Source organism: Saccharopolyspora elongata (genome assembly GCF_004348985.1).
Taxonomy (GTDB): Bacteria; Actinomycetota; Actinomycetes; order Mycobacteriales; family Pseudonocardiaceae; genus Saccharopolyspora; species Saccharopolyspora elongata.
The window spans coordinates 44,917-68,951 of the sequence record NZ_SMKW01000042.1; the positions used below are offsets into that span (position 1 = coordinate 44,917).

Here is a 24,035-nt window from a genome sequence, read left to right on the forward strand (position 1 = left end):
GACGGTTGCTCGGGCGAAGCGGCGGATAGGATGGCGTGGTGTCTGCGCTGAAGTGGGATGACCTGCTGATCGGGGAGCCGGGCAGGCAGTGGCGAACCGTCTCGACGGCCCGGCGAGTGCTGGTGGTCGTGCACAACGTCACCGCGCCACGCGACTGCTCGACGTGGTCCCGCTCTGGGCCGGCGACCCACGCATCCAGACGGTGTTCACCTGCATCGGATCCAGCGCTTTCACCACCGGCACCGCGGAATTCCTCGCCGGTCGCGAGATCACGCCGGTCGACTGGGAGACGGCCACCTCGGACTCCTTCGACCTCGCCGTGTCGGCCAGCTACGGCGGACCGCAGCACGAAATCCGCGCACCATTGATCGTTCTGCCCCACGGAATGGGCTACAATAAATTCTTGGAATCCAAGAATCCAAGAATCCAAGAATCCAAGAATCCAAGAATCCAAGAATCCAAGAATCCAAGAATCCGGTTTTCGGTCTTTCCGATGCGTGGTTGCTGCACGACGGTGAGCTCGTCCCGTCGGTAGCGGTGCTGTCGCACCACGAGCAGCGCGACCGGCTGGCGCGGTACTGCCCGGCCGCCCTCGAAGCGGCGCTGGTGGCGGGCGATCCCTGCTTCGACCGGATGCTGGCGGGCCGCCCGCTGCGCGACGCCTACCGGCACCGCTTCGGGATCAGGCCGGAACAGCGCTGCGTTGTCGTCTCGTCGACCTGGGGCGGCGCTTCCTTGTTCGGGCAGCACCCGTCGCTGGTGCTCCGCCTCGCCCGGGAGCTGCCGCTGGACGAGTACCGCATCGTCGTCGCGCTGCACCCGAACATCTGGCACGGGCATTCGCCGTGGCAGGTCCGCATGTGGCTCGCCGAATGCGCCCGCGCCGGAGTGGTGGTGCTGCCGCCGGAGGAAGGCTGGCGCGCGGCGCTGGTCGCCGCGGATGTCACCATCGGCGACCACGGTTCGGTGACGTTCTACTCCGCCGCGCTCGGCACACCGGTCCTGCTGGCGGCCTGGCCGGAAGAAACGGTCGATGCGGCTTCCCCGATCGCCGCCCTGCTGCGCACGGCACCGCGGTTCGACGAACACGCCGCGCTGCTGGAGCAGCTGGAGGACGCGATCGGCGACCATTCGGCCGCGCGATACGCGGACATCACCGAGCTGGCCACGTCAGCTCCGGGAGAGTCGGCCGCTTTACTGCGCGCCGAGGTCTACACCCGCCTGGAACTGGAAGAACCCGCCGCTCCAGCGGATTCCGCGGCCGTCCCACTGCCCGCAGTGGACGTCCCGACGGTCGGCAGCCAACTGGTGCGGCTGCGGCTGGACGAGCACGGCGCGTCGGCCGTCCGCTTCCCCGCCGCCGCGTTGGACTCGATTCGCGACGGCATCCTGGTGACGGACTCGGCCGAGCCGGACCGCCGCTGGCTGGAGCTCGCCGAGGTGCTCGTCGACGACGACCGGCACGACGATCCCCTGGCGTGGATCCGTCCGTCACTGGCCAGGCTCCCCGGCTGTCTGCTGGGCGCGACCCGGGACCGCGCCGGTGCGTGGATCGTCACCGGCACCGACCTGCCGGTGGTGCGCTGGCGCGGTGCCGACGACCTCGGGCCGGTCTGCGCCGCCCTCGTGCACGCCTGGCTGTGCGCCGACAGGTCGTTGCGGGATCTACCTGAGCTGACCCGAATCCGGCTCGGCCGCCGGATCGAGCCGATCCGGCTCGAAGTGCGCGCTCAGGACTGATCCTCGTCGAGCCGGCCCTGCACCCGCTGCGCGAGTTCGGCAAAACCCCGCATCCGGCACAGCGCCAGGGCATCCATGAAGTGCTGCCGCGCAGCCGCCGCATCACCGGCCGCGTGCGCGTTCTCGCCGAAGAAGAGCAGGATCTGCGCCCGGTCGAAGTGCTTGTGGTGAGCGGTCATGTACGCCAGGGCCGAGATCAGGTCGGCTTCCGAGTCGGCGTACCGGCGGAGCTCGGTGTGCCGCTTCCCGCGCCACATCCTGGTTTTCGCCGCGTTGTAACCCTCGCCGAGTTCCTCGAACGCGCCGAGCGCCTGGTCGAGCAACCGCACACCGGCCTCGGGCTCATCGACAGAGCCCAGGTGCATCCGCGCCAGCGCCGTGCGCCGCGGATCGTCCAGCACCTCAGCCATCTCCAGGTTCCGCCGCAAGGCGGTCCGCGCTTCGCCGCGGTCACCCTGGTCCCGCAGGCTGATGCCGAGCGATTCCACAGCGGTGGCGGCCAGGTCGACACGCTCACTCTGGCGAGCCAGCTCCTCGCCTTCGGCGAACAGCGTCGCCGCCTTGTCGTATTCGCCCCGGGTCCGGAAGGCGAATCCGCGCTGGACAACGGCGAGTCCCTTAGCGAAGGTCAAGTCGCGCTCGACGGCCACCTCGGCGGCGTTCTTGTTGAGGACGTCCATGTCCTCGACGTACTTGGCCTGCTCCTGAAACGGCCACAACGCCACGGCCAGCTGGCAAAGCTGCTCGCTGCCGCTGCTGTGAAGCCCGCGGGCGACGGCGAGTACATTTGCCCGCTCGGCGTCCAGCCAACCCCATCCATCGCCGCTGCTGTCGGCCAGCTCGGCGAGCAGTTCCGGCCACAACTTCTCCAGCCAACCGCGCTTGGGCTGCACCGCGTGGCCGGCGGCGATGGCTTTACGCAGGTAGAACTCTTCGAACCGGACTCGCATCGCGGCGGCATCGGGGAAACGGGCGCGGGCGTGCTCGCGGATCAGGCTGTAGGCGAAGTAGCGGTCCTCTCCGACTTCCCGGACGAGGTGCGCGGCGCACAACCGGTCCAGCGCATCCTGAACGTCCTCCTCGTCGAAGGCGACGGCGACCGACAACGCCGCCAGGCTCACATCACCCGTTCCAGGATGCTGCCCGAACGCCGCGTACACCTGCTGGGCACGCTCGTCGAGACGCCCCACAGCGGTGTTGAAAACTGCCAGCACCGACAGGTTCTCGTCGCGGGACAGCGCAGCCAGGCGCCTGCCTTCCCGCGAGAGTTCCCGCACCCACCGGGCCACCGGCCGGTCCGGGAACTCCACCAGCAGCGAAGCGGCAACGCACAGCGCGGTGGTCTGGCCTTCGCACAGGCCGATCAACTCGTCGACCTGCTCAGATTCCCGTGCCAGATCCCGGGTCTCGCCGACGATCCGGAACACGAGCAGCCGCGCGGACTCCGCCGACAACGGGTCGAGCGGAACGAACTCGGCTCCATCGCGCGCCCGCAACGCGCCCAGCGAACGCGCCTCGGTCACCAGCACAGCCGAATTGCCCATCCCCGGCAGCAAAGCACGGACCTGAGCCGCGCTGATCGCATCGTCGATCACGACCGCCACGCGCTTGTCGGTGCTCCACGACCGATAGAGGGCGGCACGACCGTCCAATGTCGCCGGGATCTGGTCCCGCGCGTAACCCACGCCGAGGAGCCAGTTGTGCAACGCCTCGCTCTCCAGGCCTGTTTCGCGTGTTCCGGCAGTCAAGGAGGCGTAGAACAAGCCGTCCTGGTAGTGCTTGCCATACTCGTGAATCCACTGGTAGGCCGTCGCGCTCTTACCGCCGCCGGGATCGCCGCGGAGCACGACGAGGCCCGGCCGCTGGTGATCCCGGGCCTCGCAGGGCCGGAGGAACTTGGTGATCTCCGCCAGCTGCCGTTCGTTGTTCGTGTAGAACCGGCTCGGCGGCGGAACCTGGCGTGGCGGCGCCTTGGGGCTGCTCGGCGCGTACTGGTAGACGTCACCGTAGATATCGCGCGCCTGCACGACGGCATCCGCCGTGCCGTCGAACCGATTGCCGCCGTCGGCCATCGTCCGCTCCCCTCCCGCCGAGATCACCCGGGCCAGGGTAACGCTTCGTGATGGCCGACATCCGGCATGTCACGGACTTCCCGCGGCGGCCGTCAGAAGTCGACGGCGGTGCGGTCGTCGACGCGCGCCACCGATTCCTGCGCGAACCGCTTCTTGTACTCCTCCCGGATGCCCTCGATCTTCGGGTCGTTCGCGTCGTACTCGGCGACCGGGTACAGCAGGACCAGCTCGAACGACTTCTCCCGCTCGATCACGCCATGCGCGTCGCGGTACTGCCCGTACCCGTCCTGCACCGTCAGCCCCGTCGGGAACTGCGGCGTGACGACCTCGTCGACGAACGCGTGGAACTGCTCGTCCGACACCGGCTCGCCGCCGCCGGGCATGGCGGTGCCGAAGAACAGGCTGGTCTCCAGGTACGCCGCGCCGGCCCGCTCGGACGGCGCCCCGTCGCCGAGGGCGCCGTAGGCCACCGGGCCACCCACTCCGATGAGCCCGGCGGCCAGCACTGCGGCGGTCAGGCGAACAGGCGACTTGATCATCCGGGCTCTCCATCCACAGTGGATAAACGGGTCGACCGGAGGATATCGGCCCGGATGCACGGGCGCACCGCGACTATTCGGCCTTCGCGAGGAAGGTCTCGATGCTGGTGGCGAGGGCGACCGGGGTCTCGTCGATCGCGTAGTGGCCGGCGTTGCGCAGGACGTCCAGCTCGCAGCCGGGGTACGACCGCTGGAACGTCTCGCGCATCGTCGACTCGCCGAGCGCCGGGTCGTGCTCGCCGACGATGACCTTGACCGGCAGCTCGCGGCCGTCGATCTCGGCCTGGAAGTCGGCCTTGGCCCACGCCGACAGGTAGTCGCCGAAGGCCCGCGGATCAGAGGAGTCCAGCGAGTGGCGCACCATCGCGTCCAGCCACACCCCGGTCAGCCGGTTGCCGGTGGTGAAGTCGATGATGGCCCGCCGGTTCCCGGCGTCGGCGGCGGCGCCCGAGAACAGCGCCCAGCCCTGTTCGTCGAACGGCACACCGCCGGCGGGCACCGGCGAAACGCCCACCATGGCGCGAACCCGATCGGGTGCGTCGGCCAGGACGCGCTGCATGACGGCGCCGCCCATCGAATGGCCGACCAACGAGAACCGGTCGAAGCCGAGCTCGTCGGCGAGCGCGAGCACGTCCCCGGCGGCCTCTTCGAGCGTGTGCGCACCGGGTTCGCCGACCCGGCCGCCGTACCCGCGGTAGTCCGGGAAGACGTACCGGAAACGGGTGCCGTCCAAGTGCGGCTGCAACGGCCGCCAAGCACGGCCCGAACCGAACCAACCGTGCAGCGCGATGACCGGGTGCTCCCCGACGCCGACTTCCTCACGCCCAGCAGGCATTCCCACCTCCAACGGAGAAGTTCCGGACACCAGCATGGCGCACCGGTCAACCTCGGGCGGCCCGGCGCGCCGTCGGCGGATTCAGCTGGCGGGGTGGGATTTCCGGCGTTGCCGCAGCACTCCGACGGTCACCGCGACTGCCGCCACCGCCATGGTGAGCAGCAACGATCGCCGGGTCGATGGGTCGAAGGCCAGCAGGGCGAACAGCGCCACCAGCGCCGCGATCACGCCCCACGACAGGTACGGGTAGCCCCACATGCGCACCTGGAGGCCGCGGCCCTCGCGCGCCGCCCTGGCGCGGCTGCGCAGCTGCGTCGCCGCGATGCACAGGTAGAGCAGGATGATCACCGAGCCGCTGGAGTCCACCAGGAAGTCGAAAACCGCCGCCGTGCTGACGAAGTAGTTCGCCCCGGCGGTGATCAGCCCGGCCAGCGCCACCAGCAGCACCGCCGGAACCGGCACGCCCGCGGAGTTCGAGCGCGCGAGCAGGCGCGGTGCGTCGCCGTTGCCGGCGAGCGCGAACATCATGCGCGACGCCGTGTAGATCCCGGAGTTCAGGCAGGACAGCACCGCCACGAGCACGACGATGTCCATGATCAGCCCGGCGTGCGGGATGCCCATCCGGTCGAGGACCGCGGAGTACGGGCTGTCGGTGATGCCGGCTTCGGCGTGCGGCAGCAGGGTGACGATCACGGCGACCGAGCCGATGTAGAAGACGAGGATGCGGACCACCGTGGAGCGGATGGCCTTGCGCACGGCCTCCGCCGGGCGCTTCGCCTCGCCGGCGGCGATCGTGACGACCTCGGCCCCGTTGAAGGCGAAGGTCACCACGAGCAGCGCGGGCAGCACCGCGTACCAGCCGTTCGGCGCGAATCCGCCCCGCTCGAACAGGTTCTGGCCGCCGGGCGCCTCGACGCCGGGCAGCAGTCCGGCGATCGCCAGCACGCCGAGCACCAGGAACCCGACGATCGCGATGACCTTGACCAGGGCGAACCAGAACTCGACCTCGCCGTAGGCGCGCACCGCGACCAGGTTCGAGGCGGTCAGCACGACCATGAATGCCACGGCCGCGGCCCAGGCCGGGATCGCGGGCACCAGGCCGTGGAGCAGCCCGCCGCCGATCACCGCCTCGACGCCGACGGTGACGCACCACGCGTACGCGTAGAGCCAGCCGATGGCCAGGCCGCTCCAACTGCCGAACTCACGCGTGGCGTAGCTGGCGAACGAGCCGGTTCGTGGTGCCGCCACGGACAGTTCGGCGAGCATCCGCATGACCAGGATGACCAGCAGGCCCGAGAGCACGTAGGCCACCAGCGAGGCGGGCCCGGCCTTGTTCACGACGCTGCCGGTGCCGACGAACAGCCCGGCGCCGATCACGCCGCCGATCGCGATCATGCTCATCTGCCGGTCGCCGAGAGCGGCCCGCAGGCCCGGCGAGGATCCGGGGTCCCCGTCGGCTAGCGGCCGGGCCCGCCGGAGGGAAGTCGCGTCATCGGTCATCCCGCCTCCAAAGCTCGTTCGATCGATCGATCGAGAGGTGCGTCGCACCGTAGTTCTCCCCCGATGCGGGGTCAAGAGGAGCGCGACGCGGGCGCACCGCTCCGCCGGCGGTACCGTGCAGGTCGGGCTGATCGATCAATCGACCGAGGAATCCGGAGCACGACGAGATGAGCGCACAGGTCCGCGCGGGCGACGACACCCAGCGCCAGGTCTGGGAGGCCGCCGTCCGGCTGTTCGCCGCGCAGGGCTTCCACGGCACCGGCATCCGGGAACTCGCCGAGGCCGCCAGGCTGTCCTCGGCGACCCTCTACCACTACATGGGCACCAAGGAAGACCTGCTCTTCTCGATCATGAAGGCGTCCCTGGACCGGCTGATCACCGCGGCCGAGCGGGTATCGGCCGAAGCCGCGCAACCGCAGGCGGTCATCGCCCGGCTCGTGCACGTCCACGTGCTCACGCACGCCCTGCACCGCGACGAGACCACCGTGGTGGACAACGAGATCGGCGTCCTCGGCCCCGAGCGCCGCGACACCATGGTGCAGATCCGCGACCGCTACGAGGACTTCTGGCGCGACGCGATCGCCGACGGCTGCCGGCGCGGCGTCTTCTCGGTCCCCGACGAGCGGTTCGCGCGGATGGCGGTGCTGGAGATGTGCTCGGGCGTGGCGAAGTGGTACTCGCCGTCCGGCGAGATGGATCTGGACTCGATCGGCGCGGCGCACGCGCAGCTGGCCCTGCAGCTGCTGGGCGTCTCGGCGAAGCGCGCCGCCGCGACACCGCTGCCGGATGCCGCCGAGATCCACGGCCTCATCGAGGAGATCTGGCAGATCCGCCTGCCGTCGATGCGAGCCCGCGCGCCTCGCGACTGACCAGAGCGGCACCACGCGTGGCCCGGGTGGCGGCATCGCCACCCGGGCCACGCCCGTTCCGGGCGGTCTTGCGGTCTCGCCGCGACGATCCTACGCTGTCGACCGATCGATCGATCGACAGAGCGCGAGGAGGCGGCGTGGCAGGCAGCACCGGGACCCCACCGGCGATCCGCTACCGCTCGCGGGTGCACTTCGACGAGCTGGATCCCAACGGGCACCTGCACAACACCCGGTTCGCGCTGCACGTCGAGCGGGCGACCACGGCGGCGTTCGCGGCCGCGGGCTACGACACCGGGACGATCGCCGGTCGGCACCCCGACCTGCACTACGTGGTCCGCGCCTTCCAGATCGAGTTCCACGCGCCGGTGACCGGCGCGGGCGACCTGCTCGTCCGGCTGCAGCTCACCGAGCTGGGCCGGACCAGCGCGACCTGGACGTTCCACTGCGGACGGGAACCGAACGCCACCGGCACCCGGACCATCGTGAAGGTGGGCGCCGACGGACGGCCGCAGCCGTGGTCGCAGCGGCTGCGCTCCTGGCACGCGACCCAGCTGCACGGCCCGCGTTCATCCGAGAGTTGAGGAGGAAGCCGTTGTCCGAAGTCCAGTCCGGCGGTGCGGTGGTGGAGACCGAGATCTCCGGCGACGTCGGCGTCATCCGGCTCAACCGGCCGGAGTGCCTCAACGCCGTCAACACCGCCCTGGTGGAACAACTCGTCACCGCGCTCGGCGCGGTCACCGCGGCGGGCGTCGGCGCGGTGCTGCTGACCGGGCGCGGCCGCGCGTTCTGCGCCGGCCACGACCTCAAGGCGCCGCCGGAGGATCCGGCGACCGTGCAGGCGCGGCTGGACCGGATCCAGGACGTCACGCGGCTGATCCGCGACTGCCCGGCGCCGGTCATCGCGGCGGTGCAGGGGCACGCCGTCGGCGCGGGCGCGGAATTCGCCCTCTGCTGCGACCTGGTGATCGCCGCGGAGGACGCCCGGTTCCGATTCCCCGAGGTCGGGCTCGGGCTCAGCGTCACCGGCGGCATCTCCAAGCTGCTGCCGCTGCTCGTCGGCCCGCTCAAGGCCAAGGAGATCCTGCTGTTCGGCGATACCATCGACGCCGCCGAGGCGAGCCGGCTCGGGCTGGTCAACACGGTGGTCCCGGGCGACGCGCTGCTGGAGACCGCGCACCGGTGGGCGGCACGGCTGGCCGAGCGGCCGCGCGCCACCCTGGCCATGGCCAAGGAAGCCCTGGACGCGGGCATCGACCACGCCCTCGAATCGGCGCTGCGACTGGAGATCCGGCACGCGATCCGCACCGAGGAGCTCGCGGCCGACCGGACGGGAGACGCCCGATGAACGCCGAAACCCTCGTCGACCTCGTCCGCGACGCGGCCCGGCGCTGGCCGGATCGCACCGCGTGGACCTTCGACCAAACCGGCCGCGAACTCTCCTTCGCCGACATCGACCGCCGCAGCGACGCGCTGGCCGCGCTGCTGGCCGAATCGGGCGTGGCGGCGGGCGACCGCGTCGCGGTGATGATGGACAACCGCCCGGAATTCCCGCTCGGCTGGCTCGCCGCGGCCAAGCTGGGCGCGGCGATGGTCCCGGTCAACAACCGCTACCAGGAGTACGACGCCACCCACGTGCTCGCGCACTCGCAGGCCCGGGTCGTGCTGACCACGGCCGAGCACGCGGACCTGCTCGCCCGCGTCCAGAAGGCCACCTCGGTGCGGCAGGTCCTCGACGTCGACGCGATCGACCTCCCGGCGGCCGAAGTGCCCCGGTGCGCGCCGCCGACACCGGAGGCGCTGGCGAACATCCAGTACACCTCCGGCACCACCGGCGCCCCCAAGGGCTGCGCGCTCCCCCACCGCTACTGGACCACGCTCGCGTCCGGCCTGGTCGACGGCTTCCCCGGCATCGACGACCGCGACACGATCCTCACCGCCCAGCCGTTCCACTACATCGATCCGCAGTGGAACGTCGCGCTCGGCCTCGCCGCCGGGGCGCGGCTGGTGGTGCTGGACCGGTTCCACCCCACCACGTTCTGGGCGAAGGTCCGCGAGCACGGGGTCACGTGGTTCTACTGCCTGGGCCTGATGCCGAAGCTGCTGCTCGACCAGGCCCCGTCACCTGCCGACCGGGCACACCGGGTGCGCGCGATCAGCGCCTCGGCGATCCCGCCGAACCTGCACGCCGCGCTCGAACGGCGGTGGGGCGTCCCGTGGTTCGAGGCCTTCGGCATGACCGAAACCGGCAGCGACATCCGGATGACCCCGCAGGACCACGACGCCGCGGTGGGCACGGGCTGCCTCGGCCGGGCGGCGCCGGGCCGCGAGGTCATGATCGTCGACGGCGACGGCGCCCCGGTGCCGCGCGGCGAGGTCGGCGAGCTGGCCATCCGCGGCACTGGCCTGATGCACGGCTACTTCCGCGATCCGGACGCCACCGAACGAGCCTTCCGGGCGGGCTGGTTCCACACCGGCGATCTGGCCCGGATGGACGACGAGGGCCGCGTCTACTACGCGGGCCGCACCAAGGACATGATCCGCCGCAGCGGCGAGAACATCGCCGCCGCCGAGGTCGAGCGCGTGCTGCAGCTGCACCCGGCGGTCGAGGTGGCCGCGGTCCTGCCGGAGCCGGACGAGTTGCGCGGCGAGGAAGTGCACGCGGTGGTCGTCCTCCGCGGCGAGCCATGCGATCCGCGCGAGCTGGCGGACTTCTGCGCCACCCAGCTCGCCTACTTCAAGGTCCCGCGCTACTGGACCTTCCGCGACCGGCTGCCGATGACGGCCTCGGAACGCGTCGCCAAGGCCGTCCTGCGCGCCGAGCTCCGCGACGAGGAGGCGGCCACCCACGACAGCCGCACCTGGTGATCTCCGCGGGTCAGCGCTGCCCGCGGCCCCGTTGAGCGTTCTGTCCCCGTTGCCCACTGCGGCTCCGGGTCCACCATCCGGCGTACATTTGTTTGGTGCGCGTCGGCCTGCCCGCGCACGAACCGACAGAACGTTTCCGTCCTGGCCTGGCCGGGACCGCGGCACCGAGAAGGTTGATCGGGTGGTTGTCCCAACGGCTCGTCCGCAGCGCGCTGAGCGGCCGGGCCGCAGCAAGGTCGCAGGTCGATCGGTCGGCGCGGTCTGGCTGCGCATGCTCGCGGTCGTCGCCGCCGGCTTCGCGCTCTACGCGGGCTCTCCCCCGCGCGCGCTGTGGTGGCTGGCGCCGATCGCGTTCGCGGTGTTCGCGGCGGTGCTCCGCGGCCGCAAGGCCCGCGCCGGATTCGGCTACGGCCTGCTGTTCGGCTTCGCGTTCCTGCTGCCGCTGCTGGGCTGGCTGCAGGACTTCCTGGGCGCCGACTTCGGCCCGTGGCCGTGGCTGGGCGTGGCGGGCGTGCAGGCGCTGTTCGTCGCGCTCGGCGGCGCCGGGATGGCGCGCGTCAGCCGCCTGCCGGGAGCGCCGGTGTGGATGGCCGCGGTGTTCGTCACCGCCGAGGCGCTGCGCTCGGCCGTGCCCTTCGGTGGCTTCCCGTGGGGCAAGCTGGCATTCACCCAGGACACCGGCCTGTTCTTGCCGCTGGCCGCGCTCGGCGGCACCGCCGTGGTGTCCTTCGCCGTCGCGGTGGTCGGCGGCGGCCTGGCCGAGCTCGCCCGCCGCGCGCGCACCCCGCGCCACTGGGCCGCGCCGCTGGCCGCCGTGCTCGTGCCGGTCATGGCCGGCCTGGCCATGCTGCCCTTCATCGGCACCGACCCCAACGCCGGAACCGCCCGGGTCGCGATCGTGCAGGGCAACGCGCCCAACCTGGGGCTGGGCCTGCTGTACGAGGACGACGTCCTGCACGCCAACCACATCGCGGCCGCGCAGCAGCTCGCCGCCGACCAGGCGAAGGGCCCGCTCGACTTCGTCGTGCTGCCCGAGCAGGTCGGCAGCTGGGGGCCGAGCCAGACCGACCCGGACCTCTCCGGCGTCGCCGCGCAGTTCGGTGTCCCGCTCGTGGTCGGCGGCCTCGGCAAGGACCCCGACGGCTCCCTGCGCAACCAGGTCGTCCGGTGGGATCCGGCGACGGGCGCGGGCGACCGCTACGTCAAGCAGCACCTGGTGCCCTTCGCCGAGACGATCCCGATGCGGCCGGTGGCGCGACTGGTGAGCCCGTTCGTGGACCGCTTCCGCTCGGACATGGTGCCCGACGACAAGCCGGGCGTGCTCGACGTCGGAGGCGTCCGGCTGGGCGTGGGGATCTGCTACGACGTCGCCTACGACGACGTGTTCACCGGCGCGGCCCAGGAAGGCGCGACGCTGCTCGCGGTGCCGACCAACAACGCCTGGTACGGCCACTCCGAGATGAGCTACCAGCAGCTGGCGATGGCCCGGCTGCGCGCGGTGGAGCACGGGCGGGCGGTCCTGGTGGCGGCGACCAGCGGCGTCAGCGCCGTGGTTCAGCCGGACGGCGCCGTGACCCAGCAGACCGAGCTGTTCACCGCGCAGAATCTCATCGCCGAGGTGCCGCTGCGCTCGACGCAGACGCTCGCCACCCGGCTGGGCAGCGTTCCGATGTGGACACTGGTCGTGCTGGGCGTCGGCGCGGTGGCGCTGTCCTGGTGGCGGCCCCGGCGGACCGCGGACGCCTGAACCCGACCAACACGAGTGCACGGCCGGCCGAGCGGGCCGGCTAGGAGGACATGGATGGCGAACCGGCAAGCCCCCGGAGCCGGTGACGACTCGGCCCTGGTGGTGATCCCCACCTACAACGAGCGGGACAACCTGGAGCCGATCGTGCGGCGGCTGTTCGCCGCGCTGCCCTCGGCACACGTGCTGGTCGTCGACGACGGCAGCCCGGACGGGACCGGCGAGGTGGCCGACGGGCTCGCCGCCGACGACGAGCGGGTGCACGTGCTGCACCGCAGCGAGAAGGCCGGGCTCGGCGCGGCGTACGTGGCGGGCTTCGAGTGGGCGCTGGCGCGGGACTACGGCGCGATCATCGAGATGGACGCCGACGGCTCCCACTCGCCCGAGGACCTGCCCCGGCTGATCGGCATGCTCGGCCCGGACGGCACCGGCGCGGACGTGGTGCTGGGCTCGCGCTACGTGCCCGGCGGACGGACGGTGAACTGGCCCTGGTACCGGGCGCTGCTGTCCCGCGGCGCCAACGTGTACTCCAAGCTGGCGCTCGGCGTGTCGATCAACGACATCACCTCCGGCTACCGCGTGTACCGGCGGGAGGTCCTGGAGACGCTGCGGCTGCACAACGTCGCCTCGCAGGGCTACTGCTTCCAGGTGGACCTGGCGTGGCGCGCGGTGGAGGCCGGCTTCGTGGTCGTCGAGGTGCCGATCACGTTCGTGGAACGCGAGCTCGGCAGCTCGAAGATGGACGCCGAAGTGGTACGCGAAGCCCTCGTCCGGGTGACGAAGTGGGGCCTGCGCCGCCGCGGCAACCAGGCCGTGAGCGTCCTGCGCTCGATCCGCCGCTGACGACCGCGCGATCCGAGCACGTCGAAGCGCCCGGGACGGGATGTCCCAGGCGCTTCGTCGGATCCTGGTCGCTCAGTGCCCGCGGCGTGTCCGCAGCAGGTCGAGGCGCTCGTTGAGCAGCTCCTCGAGTTCCGGGATGGTGCGCCGCTCCAGCAGCATGTCCCAGTGGGTGCGCGGCGGCTTGGCCTTCTTCTGCTCCGGCTCGCTGCCGTCGATGATCTTCGACTCGGTGCCGTGCAGGCGACACTCCCAAGTCGGCGGCACCTCGGCATCGTCGGAGAACGGCACCTCGAACTCGTGGCTCTTGGGGCAGGCGTAGCGCACCGTCCGGCGCGGTGCGAGGTCGTGGTTACGGTCGGTCTCGTAGCTCACCGCTCCGAGCCGGCTGCCACGCAGAACGCGGTCGGCCATGACGGTTCCTTTCACTTCGGCCCGGGACCTGGCCCGAGCGGTTGTGCTCACCGTGTGCAACGACGGGAGACCCGCCGCATGTTCCCGGTGTAGTGCTTCTGGTTGCCGTCGGTGACGTTGTTCACCCATCAACGACGGCTTTCTCCCTAGAGATGCAATCGGTCGGCGTTCGTGACGCGTTATCCCACTCGCAATCTATAGGTGCGTTCGAACGGGTGATAGTGCCAGATGATGAGTCACTATGGCCAAGCTGGATCTCGGGAAAGTGACCATAGTGGGACGGAGATCACGACACGGACGGCGGACAAGACGCGAAAATTGGTAACTGAATGTAGCTATACTTGGTTCCCTGTTGTCACAACGCTGCGTACCGGCATATTCCGATCGTGCCAAAAATCCCGGCCACGCCTGTCACCAGCATGGAGCAACGCCGCCGCCTTGGCGAGGCGGGCGCGCATCGTCACCCGCCGCGCACGCAGCGTGTTCACCGAACGGGTTCAGAGAACCTTCGGCGCCGGGTTGCCGACAGCCTCGATCGCCCGCCGCACCGGCACCAGCGCGACCAGCACCAACCCAACCGCGAAGAACACCACCAGCGACACGATGGCCAGCCGGAACGACCCGGTCGCCTGCCCGACCCCGGCGAACACCAGCGGGCCCAGCCACGACGTGGAGCGCTCCCCCACTTCGTACAGCGAGAAGTACTCGGCCTCCCGGCCGGGCGGCACCATCTGGCTGAACAGCGACCGGGACAGCGCGTTGGTGCCGCCGAGCACCAGCCCGATGCCCACCGCCAGGCCGTAGAACTGCATCTGCTGGCCTGCCTGCACGAAGTACGCGGCGACCAGCACCACCAGCCAGGTGGCGAGGCTGATCAGGATCGTCTTCTTCGCGCCGATGCGCCGCGCCACCACCCCGTGCAACACCCCGCCGACGAAGGCGATGAACTGCACGATCAGCAGCGTGATGATCAGCGAGTCCTGCGGGAGCTTGAGCTCCAGGTTGCCGTACTGCGCCGAGACCTGGGTGACCGTCGAGATGCCGTCGGTGTAGATCCAGTACGCCCCGAGGAACGCCAGCGTCAGCGGGAAGTGCTTCGCCTCCCGGAACGTGGTCATCAACTGCTTGAAGCCCGCGGTGACCGCGGACGGGCCGCGCACGGCCCCCTCCGGGGCGCGGTGTTCCCGCAGCGCCGCCAGCGGCAGCAGCGTGAACACGGCCCACCAGACGCCCGAGGACAGGAAGATCAGCCGGACCGCGGCCTCCGTGCTCATGCCGATCGCGTCGTGGCCGAGGTAGATCACCAGGTGCATGGCCAGCGCCGCACCGCTGCCCAGGTAACCGACGGCCCAGCCACGGGTGGAGACGTCGTCCCGCTCGTCGACGGAGGCGATCTCCGGCAGGAACGAGTAGTAGACCACCACCGAGGCGCCGAAGCAGATGTTGGCGATGATGAACAGCACCACGCCGAGCTGCCAGTTCTGCCCGCCGACCAGCGCCAGCAGCGCCGTCATCGCCGCGCCGCCGAACGCGAAGAGCCCCAGCATCAGGCGCTTGCTCTGCGTCCGGTCCGCGATCGCGCCGGTGATCGGCAGCACGACCACCTGCACGACGGTGGCCACCGACAGCAGGTAGCCCCACAGCGACCCGGCCGGGAACACCAGCCCGAACGCCGAGATGTCGCACTGCACCAGCGCGTTGTTCTGCGGGCAGGCGTTCAGGCCGTTGCGCGCGACGTCCGCCTTCGCGGCCTCGGTCGCCACCGAGGTCAGGTAGAGCGAGAGGAAGACCGTGGTCACCGAAGTCGGGAACACCGAGTTGGCCCAGTCGTACCAGCACCAACCCCGCTGTTCCCGGCGCCGCCGCCGCGCGGCGTCCGGTGCCAGGTCGCTGTCCATCACGCTCATCCGTTCGGTCCTCCGGCCAAGATCACTCGATTGGGGGTAACCGGACCTTACTGGCTCAACGAACGCGGTGGAGGTCCGTGCGGAGACAATGCGTAGTTCTGCTCATCCGCCGACCTCCGGCTGCGGCTCGCCGAACCGCTCCCGCAACACCTCCTGCAACACGTCCGGCCGGTCGGTGACCAGCCCGTCCACGCCGAGATCCAGCAGCTCCCGCATCTCCACGGCATCGTCGACGGTCCACACGTGGACCTCCATGCCCCAGCGATGAGCCTGGCGCACGAAGCGGGAGTCGATCAAACGCAGCCGCCCGAACCCCGTCGGCACCTGCGTCGCGCCGCCGACCACCGCCGACCGCAACGGCCAGCCGCCCCACCGCGAGCTCAACCACAGCAACCCGGCCGATCGACGCCCGGTCGAGGTGAGCAGCCGCGGCCCGACGGCCCGCCGCATCGCGGCCAGCCGGTGCTCGGCGAACGACGCCAGGCACACCCGGTCCCAGGCGTTGTGCCTGCGCAGCGTCCGCAGCACCGGCCCCACCGCCGAGTCCGCCTTGACGTCGATGTTGAAGAACATCTCCGGCAGCTCCTCCAGCGCGGCGTCCAGCCGGCACACCGGTTCCCGGCCGCCGATGAGTGCCGAGCCGACGGCCGACCAGGGCAGCCGCTCGATGGGGCCGCGGCCGTCCGTGGTGCGGTCCAGCGTCGCGTCGTGGTTCACCACCACGACGCCGTCCGCCGTCGCGTGGACGTCGGTCTCGATGTAGCGGTAACCCTTGTCGGCGGCGCGGCGGAACGCGGCCAGCGAGTTCTCCAGATCGTGCAGTTCCCCGAGGTGCCACCCGCGGTGGGCGAACGCGCGGGGCCGGGGACCGGACAGGAAAGGATGCGTCACGCCCGCAACTCTGCCCGATCGGCGTGCCTGCACCGCGCAGGCGGGGCCCTTGGCTAACGTGATCGATCGTGGAAACCTCCGACCTGCCGTCCCGCCGCCCACGCCAAGCCAGGCACTGCGCGTGGTGCGGACGGCGCGTCCCGGAGTCGGGCAGGCAAGGACGTCCCCGCCTGTACTGCGCGCAGTCCTGCCGCCAACGCGCCTACGAGCGCCGCACCGCGGTGCAACGCGGCGGCCTCCCGGAAGACGCGGTGGTGCTCTCCGCCGCCGAGCTCGCGGATCTGCAGGACCGGCTGTTCCAGCTGCGTTGCGCGGCCGAAGACGTGGTCACGGCCATCGAGGACGCCGCCGACCACGCCGAACTGCGCAAGCTCGCGACCCAGGTGGTGGCCGTGGCCGGGGAGCTCGAGCGGCTGCGGTGAGACGAACGGAGCATTGTGCGGACCGGCCGGGGTGGCCAGGATGAGTTGGTCCCCAGCGGTGGCGAGGAATCGACGGTGCCCGCACGTCCCGTAGTCCGCGGCTTGCGCCGCGCCGACCTGATCAGCCAGGACCCGATAGCTTCGGCGGTCTTCTACCGGGGCCTGCTCGACTGGACCCCGGCGCCGACCGGCGTCGGCTTCGACTGCTGGGTGGGCAACCGCCGCTGCGCCGCGATGCGCTCCCCGCGCGGCCGCGAACTGCCCGGCTGGCGCCCCATGTTCGCCGGCACCACCCAGGACGGCTCGCTGACCGGGCCCGACGACGCGGTCGCGCTCATCGCAAAGGGGCGGGCCCAGCACGGGCCGTGGGCGCCGAGCCCGCGGCCGGGCGAGCCCTGCTGGATCGAGCTGTGCACGGCGGTCCCGGACCGCGCCGACGCCTTCTGGGCGGAAATCCTGAGCTGGTCCGTGCACGCGGACCAGTACCTCGCCCACGGCCGGCCGCTGGCGTCCCGCACGATGCGGCGGCCGGCCGGCTGGGGCTGGCTGTGCTACTTCGCGGTGGAGGACGTCGAGGCGATCAGCGCCCGGGTGGTGGAGCTGGGCGGTGAAACCGTCGACCGCGCCGATCACCCACTGCTGGGCGCGACCGCGGTGGTGTCCGACCCGGCCGGAGCGACGATCGGCCTGGCCGCGGCCGACAAGTGGGGCTGACGGCGGCTAGCCGCCGGAGAGCTCGCCGAGCACCTGCAACGTCCGGTTGGCGCGCACGGACAACCGCTGCTCGCGCGCGGTCACGTCGATGTAGGTCTGGCTGGAGTTGATCGACGAGTGCCCGAGCAGCTTGGCGATCTCGGCGGCGCTCGCCCCGTCCTCGGCGAGCCGAGTCGCGAAGGTGTGCCGCAGCGCGTGCACCATCGCGCCCGGCTGCACCCGGTCGGAGACGCCCGCCGCCCGCAGGGACTGCCGCACCAGGTACTGCAGGCCGCCCCGGCGCAGCGCCTCGCCGTGATGATCGACGAACAGCGGCTCGCCGCCGGGCAGCCGGTCGCCGAACCGCACCCGCCGCGACTCCAGGTAGCTCTGGATCAGCGAGTCCAGGGTGTCCTCGATGGGGATGGACCGGTTCTTGCCGCCCTTGCCGTGCACGTGCAGCCGGCGATCCCCCGCCCGGCCGGCCAGCGAGCCGACGGTCAGCTCCAGCAGCTCGGCCGAGCGCACCCCGGTGCACAGCAGCGTGGCGAGCACGGCGAGATCGCGCTCCGGCCACGGATTCCGCGCCTGCCGGGCCCCGGCGGCCACCGTGCGCAGCAGCCGCTCGGGGGTGTCCTCGCCCTGCAGCGGCTTCGGCGTGGAGGGGGCGTTACGCGGCTTCGGCACCACCTGCATCGGATTGCCGGACACCGCGCCCTCGATCACCAGGAATCCGAAGAACCCGTTCCAGGTCGACCAGGCCCGGATCACCGACGAGGCGGACCGCGACGCGGCGAACCGCGCGAACGCCGACCGCAGCACCGAGGCGGTGACCAGGTCCACGGCCAGCCGGTCGGCGCCGGTGCCGGTGAGCTCGACCAGCTCACCGGCCACCGACTCCAGGTCGCGGCGGTAGGCGCGCAGCGAATTGGCCGCGAGCTTCCTGGCCTGCAGGTGCTCCAGGTAGATCTCGATCAACCGCGCCACGTCCACGCCGCACCTCCCCGGTGATCAACTCGGGTAGATGAAACCAGACGGCACCGACAATCAGCTGTTGCGGATGAACCGGTCGAGCACGCGGGTGCCGAACTTCAGCGAGTCCACCGGGACCCGCTCGTCGACGCCGTGGAACAGGGCGGCGAAGTCGAGGTCCGCGGGCAGCTTCAACGGCGCGAAGCCGAAGCAGTTCATGCCCAGCCGGCTGAACGACTTCGCGTCGGTGCCGCCGGACATCATGTAGGGCAGCGCCTTCGCCCCCGGGTCCTCGGCGAGCAGCGACGCGGTCATCACGTCGACGATGCGCCCCTCGAACTTGGTCTCCACCGGCGGCAACCCGACCCACTCCCGCTCCACGTCGGGCCCGAGGAGCTCGGCCAGCTCGCGGTCGAAGGCCTCCTCGCGACCGGGCAGGATCCGGCAGTCCACGGCGGCCTCGGCCACCGACGGGATCACGTTGTGCTTGTACCCGGCGGTGAGCATCGTCGGGTTCGCGGTGTCGCGCAGCGTGGCGCCGACGATCCGCGACAGGTTCCCGAGCTTGGCGACGGCGCCCTCGATGTCGTTCTCCGGGAAGTCCCAGCCGGTGATCTCGGTGACGCCGGCGAGGAACTCGCGAACCGAGTCGGTCAGCACCAGCGGGAACCGGTGGTTGCCGAGCTTCGCCACGGCCTCGGAGAGCTTGGTGACGGCGTTGTCGTCGTGCACCATCGAGCCGTGCCCGGCACGTGCCCGCACCCGCAGCTTCAGCCAGCGGATGCCCTTCTCGGCGGACTGCACGAGGTAGGCGCGAACGCCGTCCTTGAGCGTGACCGAGAAGCCACCGACCTCGCTGATCGCCTCGGTGCAGCCCTCGAAGAGCTCGGGCCGGTGGTCGACCAGCCACTGAGCCCCGTGGAAGCTCCCCGCCTCCTCGTCGGCCAGGAACGCGAAGACGACATCCCGCGGCGGAGTGATGCCGTCGCGCTTGAGCCGCCGCGCGACGGCGAGGCTCATGGCCAGCATGTCCTTCATGTCGACGGCGCCGCGCCCCCACACGTAGCCGTCCTGCACGGCCCCGGAGAACGGGTGGACGGACCACTCGGCGGGATCGGCAGGAACGACGTCCAGGTGCCCGTGCACGAGCAGCCCGCCCCGCGTGGAGTCGGCGCCGGGCAAGCGGGCGATGACGTTGCCGCGCCCGGGATGGTCCCCGGACTCGACGTAGGTGACGTCGTAACCGACCTCGCTGAGCTTGGCCGCCACGAACTCGGCGGCGGCACGCTCGCCGACGAGAGTCTCGGGGTCGCCCGTGTTGGTGGTGTCGATGCGGATCAGGTCGCTCGCCAGGCCGACGACCTCGTCCTCGGCCCGCAGCAACCCAGCGTCGTGATCAGTGCCGGAGATACCCTCGTTATGTGCGCTCACCAGGCATTTCTATCACCCGGCCACAGAAGAGGGGGGTGCCGTTGGAGCGTGTTTGACCATGGGCTAATCTATGTACACAACACAGCGGGGAGGCCCGAAAGAAAGAGGGCCGAGCCGAAGATGTCCGAGTGGCGGAATGGCAGACGCGCTAGCTTGAGGTGCTAGTGCCCTACTAATGGGCGTGGGGGTTCAAGTCCCCCCTCGGACACGACAAAATCCCCACACTGCTTGGATCAGGATCAACCTGAACTTCCGCAGTGTGGGTTTCTTTTTGGTAGGTGACCTTGAGACCGAGTGCGCGGTAGACCGGCGCCTTTCGCTCAGGGGCCGCTCGGTGAAGCGAGCGCGCAGCACTTCGACACGCGATGAACAGTTGTTCGACGTAGTCGGGTGTGATCTTCGCCCGGCGCGGAGTGGTACGGCGGAGGACAGCCTCGGCCTGCACCTGCTGGGCTTCGACGTCCGCGATCCACCTACCGATAACCCCTGGATCACTCCCCTCGTCGAGCGCTTGCCGGTACCGCGTGAGCTTGCGCTGGCAGTCCCGGATAGTGGCCTGAGCGGCACGGAGGTGTTCGGTGCCCCGGCCCGTGTCATCATCCGCAGCTGCCGCCAGACGGGTGACGGTGTCGTGGATTCGGTCGTCGGTGAACAACGAAGCCAGCCAGCCGTCCAGATCCGGGAGGATGTCGACCTCCCGGAAGTACACGTTGCGAGGATGGTCCAGCTTGTTGGCAACCGCGTACTCCATCGTGTACCGACACCGGTAGTAAGCACGGCCGTGGTTGTACTGACCCTGCATACGGCGCTCGCAGGAGGCGCAGTAGACCAAGCCCTTCAACGCGTATGCGTTCTTTGAGCGATGCGGCTTGCGCAGCTTGACCGTTGCCTCAGCCGAGACCTGCCGGGCTGCTGCCTGGTTGAAGTCCTCGCGGTCGATCAGCGGCGAGTGAGCAAGATCATCCGACCAGATCCATTCGTTGGGGTCATTCCAGCGCATCCGGGTCTCATGGCCGAGCGCGACGTCCTCGACGTCGATGAGGGCCTCGTGCTTGTGCTGCTTGTTCCAGACCTGGAACCCGGTGTAGCGAGGGTTGCCGAGAATGGTCCGGATCGCACTCTTGGACCAGGCGATGCCAGAGCGGTGAGGATTGCGAGCCGGGTCGTAGGCGCTGGGGCAAAGGATCCCGTCGCGAGTGAGTCCCTCGGCGATGGCATAGATACCCGCCCCGGCGAGGTACTCGGCAAAGATTCGCTGGACCACCGGAGCGGTCTCAGGATCGGGCTCGAGTGTGTGGAGGCGTTTACCGTCGGCGGCCTTGCCGGGATTGGGATGCGGCCCGGCGTCCGCGAGGCGGTAGCCGTAGGGCGGGCGACCGCCGAGGTAGCGGCCTTCGATCTGAGCTTGTGATCCCATGGCGCTTCTGACACGGATCTTGATGCGGTTGCGCTCCCCCTTCGACATGCCGCCGAAGACGCTCATGATGAGATCGTGCGCCTCGGAGTTCGGGTCGATGGGACCACCGACCTCTGGCACCCAGAGTTCGACGCCATAGTGTTCGAAGACCGGGAAGGTCAGACCGTACTGGTTGCCGTAGAACGCGCGCTGCGGCTCCCCTATGACCACCGCATCGAACCCGCGCTGCGGATCCTTGAGCGCTTCCAAAAGCCTCGTGGCTTCGGGACGACGCTTCCACGGCAGTGAACGCGAGCGACCGATGTCGAAGAAGTCGGCCACGATCTCCCCGTGGCTGTCGGTGAGTGCTCGGGCTCGCGTCCGCTGCCACTGTCGAGATGCCTCGGGATCCTGCTGGTCCTCTGTGGAGACTCGCCCGTAGAAAGCGAACCAAGTACTCATCCTCGTCCGTCCTCATCCGAAGGCCGATCGCCACTGTCGCCATCGTGAGCGAAGTCCTGCAGCAGACGCAGCAAGGCTCGTGCGGCGGCAGGAGTGAGATCCGGCGGCTCATCCGGCAGGACGACCGTCAGTTCTCGGTCCTGGCCTGCACGACGACGTCGACCACAGGCGCTCACGAACGACCCCTGGCCGTGTGGAACAGGTAAGGCCGCGGGGCCGCGGCAACCATAACGCCGGCGGTCCGAACCGATCGCCCCTCCGACGCGAGTTTCTCCAGGTTCCTTTCCACGCGCCATCACCCCGCCTTCGCAGAAACGGAGCGACGGCGCCGCAGGAAGATTTCGTGGTACTGGGCTCGTAGGTCGATGCCCGCATAGTCACGTTTGAGTTGATGAGCGGCGAGGCCCGTCGTCCCAGCTCCCGAGAACGGATCCAGCACCGTTCCGTTCGGTGGACACCCCGCAGCGATGCAGCGCAGAGGAATGTCGACGGGGAACGCTGCGCAATGCGCCTCACGCAGCGGGCGTGTCGGGATCGACCACACGTCTCCAGGATTCCTGCCCTGGCCCGTCGGTACACGCCATGGCGTTTTGACGCTGTTGGGCTTCGTGCCGCCGTAGTGGGTTTTCCGGTGAGCAGGTCGATCGTGGGAGTAGGGCTCGAGAACCGGTTCGACCTCGAAATGGTAGTCGGGCTGCTTGACCAGTAGGAACAGCATTTCGTAGCGCTGCGATAGACGATCTCGCGCCGGGTCCGGAATGCCGTTGGGCTTGTGCCATACGATCGCATTGCGGACGACCCACCCCTCGGCTTGCAGCGCGAACACGACTCGCCATGGCAGACCGAACAGACTTTTGTGCCGCACGGCCCAGTTCGCGCGACTCGATTCATCAGCTGGGTTTCTGTTGGCGCGGCCAGTACCGTTGGCGTGGTAGCTGTAGCTGTCGCGGAGATTGAGCCAAAACGTTCCTCGTGGACGCAGCACGCGCGCAATCTCGATACCAACCAGGCGCAGTCGCTCGACGTAGTCCTCGATGGCGGGTTCAAGCCCGTACTGAAGATCCCTGCACTCCGCACCGCATTTCCGGCACCGCTTCAGGGGCTTTGTCGAGCCCTGCCCGCAGCGGTCGAGCGTGGCCGTGCGGCGCTGGTGAGGCGTGGTGCCCAAGGTGTGACGACAGTGTGCGTTTCCACCAGTCCAGGTCGCCGTGCCGTAGTCGCGCAATCCCCATTGCGGCGGTGAAGTGACGACACAATCGGCAGAATCGGCCGGCATAGCTGCCAAAATGCTGCATGCGTCCCCGATGTGGAGCTGAGTGGCCGGATCGCGGTAGTAGAGCGAGTTCACGCCGCGCACCGCCTTCCTGCTGCTACCTCATCACCACTGGGCTCCGCAGCGGTGCCGGCTTCGGCTGCCTCCGGAGAGCTGCTCCTGTGGAAGGCCCAGGCCGTGGTGCCGACACAGCGGCTGTCTTCGAATGTGGCAGAACGGTTCTGATCAATGAACGAGAGAGCGGGGGCCGAGGGTCGGTAAGTCAGGATCAGGCGGCCGGTCAGTGCAAGTCCGGCTTCCTCAGCAGCATGACAGAGGTCGCCTGAACGGGTGTGCACCTTCTGACGCAGATCAATACCGGGCGTGATGACGATCAGGAGCCCATCATGGGCGAGCATCGGCACCCAGTCGGACAGCGCGTTCGGGTCGGCTGTGCAACTCGTGCACCCTGTGATGATCAGCGTGAACCAGTCCGCGCTCGGTTGCGGGACCGGACCCGGGCCGTGCTGGCCCGTCCTGTTCACGGCTACGGCGACGGGGCCTCTGGGACCGGGCCCAAGCCCGGACTGGGACCGGGCCTCGACTGTAGGACCGCCCACAGGAACCCCGCCGTCGTGATCACGATGGGACTGACGACAGGGCGCGGCAGTCGCACCGCGGCCGAGCCGCAGCACGGTCTGTACGAGTCGGTCCCGTAGCTCCTGAGCGACCTGGATGGGGTTCTGGTGCGGGTCTATAACGTCGGCGATCAAGACCCGATCGCCTGGCTCGGCGTAGACGGTGGTGATCGTGCGGACGACCGCGGTCACGATCTCGTCGACGTCGGCAGCTGGGTCGACACGACAGATCCGAACAGAGGTCGAGACAGGCACAAAGACGCGGCTGCGGTCGTCGCGGGCGATGCCCTGCGTGGCTTTGGGCGGCGCGGACAACGTTGGGCATCTGGGGTGAAGTGGAGTGGGCGTCGCCGAGATCAGGTGCATTGCCATCGAGTGCTCCGTTGATCGTCGCGCGTTCGAAGTACGCCCCAGAAGTCCGCAAAAAGAGCCCGTATTCGCCGCCATCAACCAAAGAAAAAGACTCGCATGGCATCGCAGCCACAGATTGCACCCCACCTCGGCAGCCTGCCCCGACCTCGACACCTTCCAACTTCGCGGTTTTCACAAGCCG

22 protein-coding genes and 1 tRNA gene are annotated in these 24,035 nt (G+C 69.8%); 11 read left to right on the forward strand and 12 right to left on the reverse strand.

Annotated elements, in window-relative coordinates; translation table 11 throughout:
• The first annotated feature begins 88 nt into the window (after nt 1-88).
• Nucleotides 89-535 (forward strand): hypothetical protein, encoded by a 447-nt coding sequence (locus tag E1288_RS27670; RefSeq protein WP_132490050.1) that lies wholly within the window; start codon nt 89-91, stop codon nt 533-535.
• Nucleotides 502-1,740: a hypothetical protein gene (locus tag E1288_RS27675; protein WP_132490051.1), complete on the forward strand. Its 1,239-nt coding sequence runs from the start codon at nt 502-504 to the stop codon at nt 1,738-1,740. Before E1288_RS27670 ends, E1288_RS27675 begins: the two co-directional genes overlap by 34 nt.
• Here E1288_RS27675 and E1288_RS27680 read toward each other — a convergent pair.
• The 4 genes from E1288_RS27680 to E1288_RS27695 all read right to left on the reverse strand — a co-directional run bounded on the left by E1288_RS27680 (nt 1,731) and on the right by E1288_RS27695 (nt 6,686).
• Complete coding sequence (locus E1288_RS27680) at nt 1,731-3,839, reverse strand: hypothetical protein (protein WP_132490053.1); 2,109 nt, start codon at nt 3,837-3,839, stop codon at nt 1,731-1,733. The two genes, E1288_RS27675 and E1288_RS27680, sit on opposite strands and share 10 nt — an antisense overlap.
• Before the next feature lie 65 nt (nt 3,840-3,904).
• Nucleotides 3,905-4,351, reverse strand: a complete 447-nt coding sequence (locus E1288_RS27685; protein ID WP_132490055.1) for a DUF3574 domain-containing protein — start codon at nt 4,349-4,351, stop codon at nt 3,905-3,907.
• Nucleotides 4,352-4,424: 73 nt separating this feature from the next.
• Nucleotides 4,425-5,186, reverse strand: coding sequence for an alpha/beta fold hydrolase (locus E1288_RS27690; protein WP_132490057.1), 762 nt, complete (start codon nt 5,184-5,186; stop codon nt 4,425-4,427).
• Between the two features lie 81 nt (nt 5,187-5,267).
• Nucleotides 5,268-6,686 carry an amino acid permease gene (locus E1288_RS27695; RefSeq protein WP_132490058.1) on the reverse strand — a complete coding sequence of 473 codons (1,419 nt, stop codon included), beginning with the start codon at nt 6,684-6,686 and terminating at the stop codon, nt 5,268-5,270.
• Nucleotides 6,687-6,853: 167 nt separating this feature from the next.
• Here E1288_RS27695 and E1288_RS27700 point away from each other — a divergent pair, with 167 nt between their 5' ends.
• The 6 genes from E1288_RS27700 (at nt 6,854) to E1288_RS27725 (ending at nt 13,007) form a co-directional block, all read left to right on the forward strand.
• Entirely contained in the window at nt 6,854-7,555 is a 702-nt protein-coding gene (locus E1288_RS27700; RefSeq protein ID WP_132490060.1) for a TetR/AcrR family transcriptional regulator, read from the forward strand.
• Between the two features lie 137 nt (nt 7,556-7,692).
• Nucleotides 7,693-8,136: an acyl-CoA thioesterase gene (locus tag E1288_RS47215; RefSeq protein WP_165968285.1), complete on the forward strand. Its 444-nt coding sequence runs from the start codon at nt 7,693-7,695 to the stop codon at nt 8,134-8,136.
• 11 nt (nt 8,137-8,147) lie between these two features.
• The gene (locus E1288_RS27710; RefSeq protein ID WP_132490064.1) at nt 8,148-8,900 is read left to right on the forward strand and encodes an enoyl-CoA hydratase/isomerase family protein; all 753 of its coding nucleotides are present in this window, start codon (nt 8,148-8,150) and stop codon (nt 8,898-8,900) included.
• Nucleotides 8,897-10,420 carry an AMP-binding protein gene (locus E1288_RS27715; RefSeq protein WP_132490065.1) on the forward strand — a complete coding sequence of 508 codons (1,524 nt, stop codon included), beginning with the start codon at nt 8,897-8,899 and terminating at the stop codon, nt 10,418-10,420. The genes E1288_RS27710 and E1288_RS27715 overlap by 4 nt, the downstream gene beginning before the upstream one ends.
• A gap of 181 nt (nt 10,421-10,601) precedes the next feature.
• Nucleotides 10,602-12,167 carry an apolipoprotein N-acyltransferase gene (gene lnt, locus E1288_RS27720; RefSeq protein ID WP_235883845.1) on the forward strand — a complete coding sequence of 522 codons (1,566 nt, stop codon included), beginning with the start codon at nt 10,602-10,604 and terminating at the stop codon, nt 12,165-12,167.
• A 54-nt stretch (nt 12,168-12,221) separates the two neighbouring features.
• Nucleotides 12,222-13,007 carry a polyprenol monophosphomannose synthase gene (locus E1288_RS27725; protein WP_132490067.1) on the forward strand — a complete coding sequence of 262 codons (786 nt, stop codon included), beginning with the start codon at nt 12,222-12,224 and terminating at the stop codon, nt 13,005-13,007.
• Between the two features lie 72 nt (nt 13,008-13,079).
• Here E1288_RS27725 and E1288_RS27730 read toward each other — a convergent pair whose 3' ends face one another.
• The 3 genes from E1288_RS27730 to E1288_RS27740 all read right to left on the reverse strand — a co-directional run bounded on the left by E1288_RS27730 (nt 13,080) and on the right by E1288_RS27740 (nt 16,216).
• Nucleotides 13,080-13,418 carry an RNA polymerase-binding protein RbpA gene (locus E1288_RS27730; protein WP_093277988.1) on the reverse strand — a complete coding sequence of 113 codons (339 nt, stop codon included), beginning with the start codon at nt 13,416-13,418 and terminating at the stop codon, nt 13,080-13,082.
• Nucleotides 13,419-13,915: 497 nt separating this feature from the next.
• Complete coding sequence (locus E1288_RS27735) at nt 13,916-15,325, reverse strand: MFS transporter (RefSeq protein ID WP_132490069.1); 1,410 nt, start codon at nt 15,323-15,325, stop codon at nt 13,916-13,918.
• Between the two features lie 102 nt (nt 15,326-15,427).
• Nucleotides 15,428-16,216 (reverse strand): glycerophosphodiester phosphodiesterase, encoded by a 789-nt coding sequence (locus tag E1288_RS27740; protein WP_132490071.1) that lies wholly within the window; start codon nt 16,214-16,216, stop codon nt 15,428-15,430.
• Between the two features lie 68 nt (nt 16,217-16,284).
• Here E1288_RS27740 and E1288_RS27745 point away from each other — a divergent pair, with 68 nt between their 5' ends.
• Entirely contained in the window at nt 16,285-16,638 is a 354-nt protein-coding gene (locus tag E1288_RS27745) for a hypothetical protein (protein WP_235883846.1), read from the forward strand.
• Between the two features lie 75 nt (nt 16,639-16,713).
• Complete coding sequence (locus E1288_RS27750) at nt 16,714-17,352, forward strand: VOC family protein (protein WP_132490073.1); 639 nt, start codon at nt 16,714-16,716, stop codon at nt 17,350-17,352.
• Between the two features lie 6 nt (nt 17,353-17,358).
• Here E1288_RS27750 and E1288_RS27755 read toward each other — a convergent pair whose 3' ends face one another.
• Together E1288_RS27755 and E1288_RS27760 are read right to left on the reverse strand one after the other, a co-directional pair.
• Nucleotides 17,359-18,324 (reverse strand): tyrosine-type recombinase/integrase, encoded by a 966-nt coding sequence (locus E1288_RS27755; protein WP_132490075.1) that lies wholly within the window; start codon nt 18,322-18,324, stop codon nt 17,359-17,361.
• Nucleotides 18,325-18,378: 54 nt separating this feature from the next.
• Nucleotides 18,379-19,734 (reverse strand): M20/M25/M40 family metallo-hydrolase, encoded by a 1,356-nt coding sequence (locus E1288_RS27760; RefSeq protein ID WP_132490077.1) that lies wholly within the window; start codon nt 19,732-19,734, stop codon nt 18,379-18,381.
• 122 nt (nt 19,735-19,856) lie between these two features.
• Here E1288_RS27760 and E1288_RS27765 point away from each other — a divergent pair.
• Nucleotides 19,857-19,942: transfer RNA gene (locus E1288_RS27765), tRNA-Leu, on the forward strand.
• On the opposite strand, the gene E1288_RS27770 is transcribed toward E1288_RS27765, so the two are convergent.
• The 3 genes from E1288_RS27770 to E1288_RS27780 form a co-directional block, all read right to left on the reverse strand.
• Nucleotides 19,907-21,592 (reverse strand): recombinase family protein, encoded by a 1,686-nt coding sequence (locus E1288_RS27770; protein WP_132490079.1) that lies wholly within the window; start codon nt 21,590-21,592, stop codon nt 19,907-19,909. The two genes, E1288_RS27765 and E1288_RS27770, sit on opposite strands and share 36 nt — an antisense overlap.
• Before the next feature lie 295 nt (nt 21,593-21,887).
• Nucleotides 21,888-22,940: a DNA-methyltransferase gene (locus tag E1288_RS27775; protein ID WP_132490081.1), complete on the reverse strand. Its 1,053-nt coding sequence runs from the start codon at nt 22,938-22,940 to the stop codon at nt 21,888-21,890.
• The gene (locus E1288_RS27780) at nt 22,937-23,854 is read right to left on the reverse strand and encodes a hypothetical protein (RefSeq protein WP_132490083.1); all 918 of its coding nucleotides are present in this window, start codon (nt 23,852-23,854) and stop codon (nt 22,937-22,939) included. Before E1288_RS27780 ends, E1288_RS27775 begins: the two co-directional genes overlap by 4 nt.
• Between the last annotated feature and the right edge of the window lie 181 nt (nt 23,855-24,035).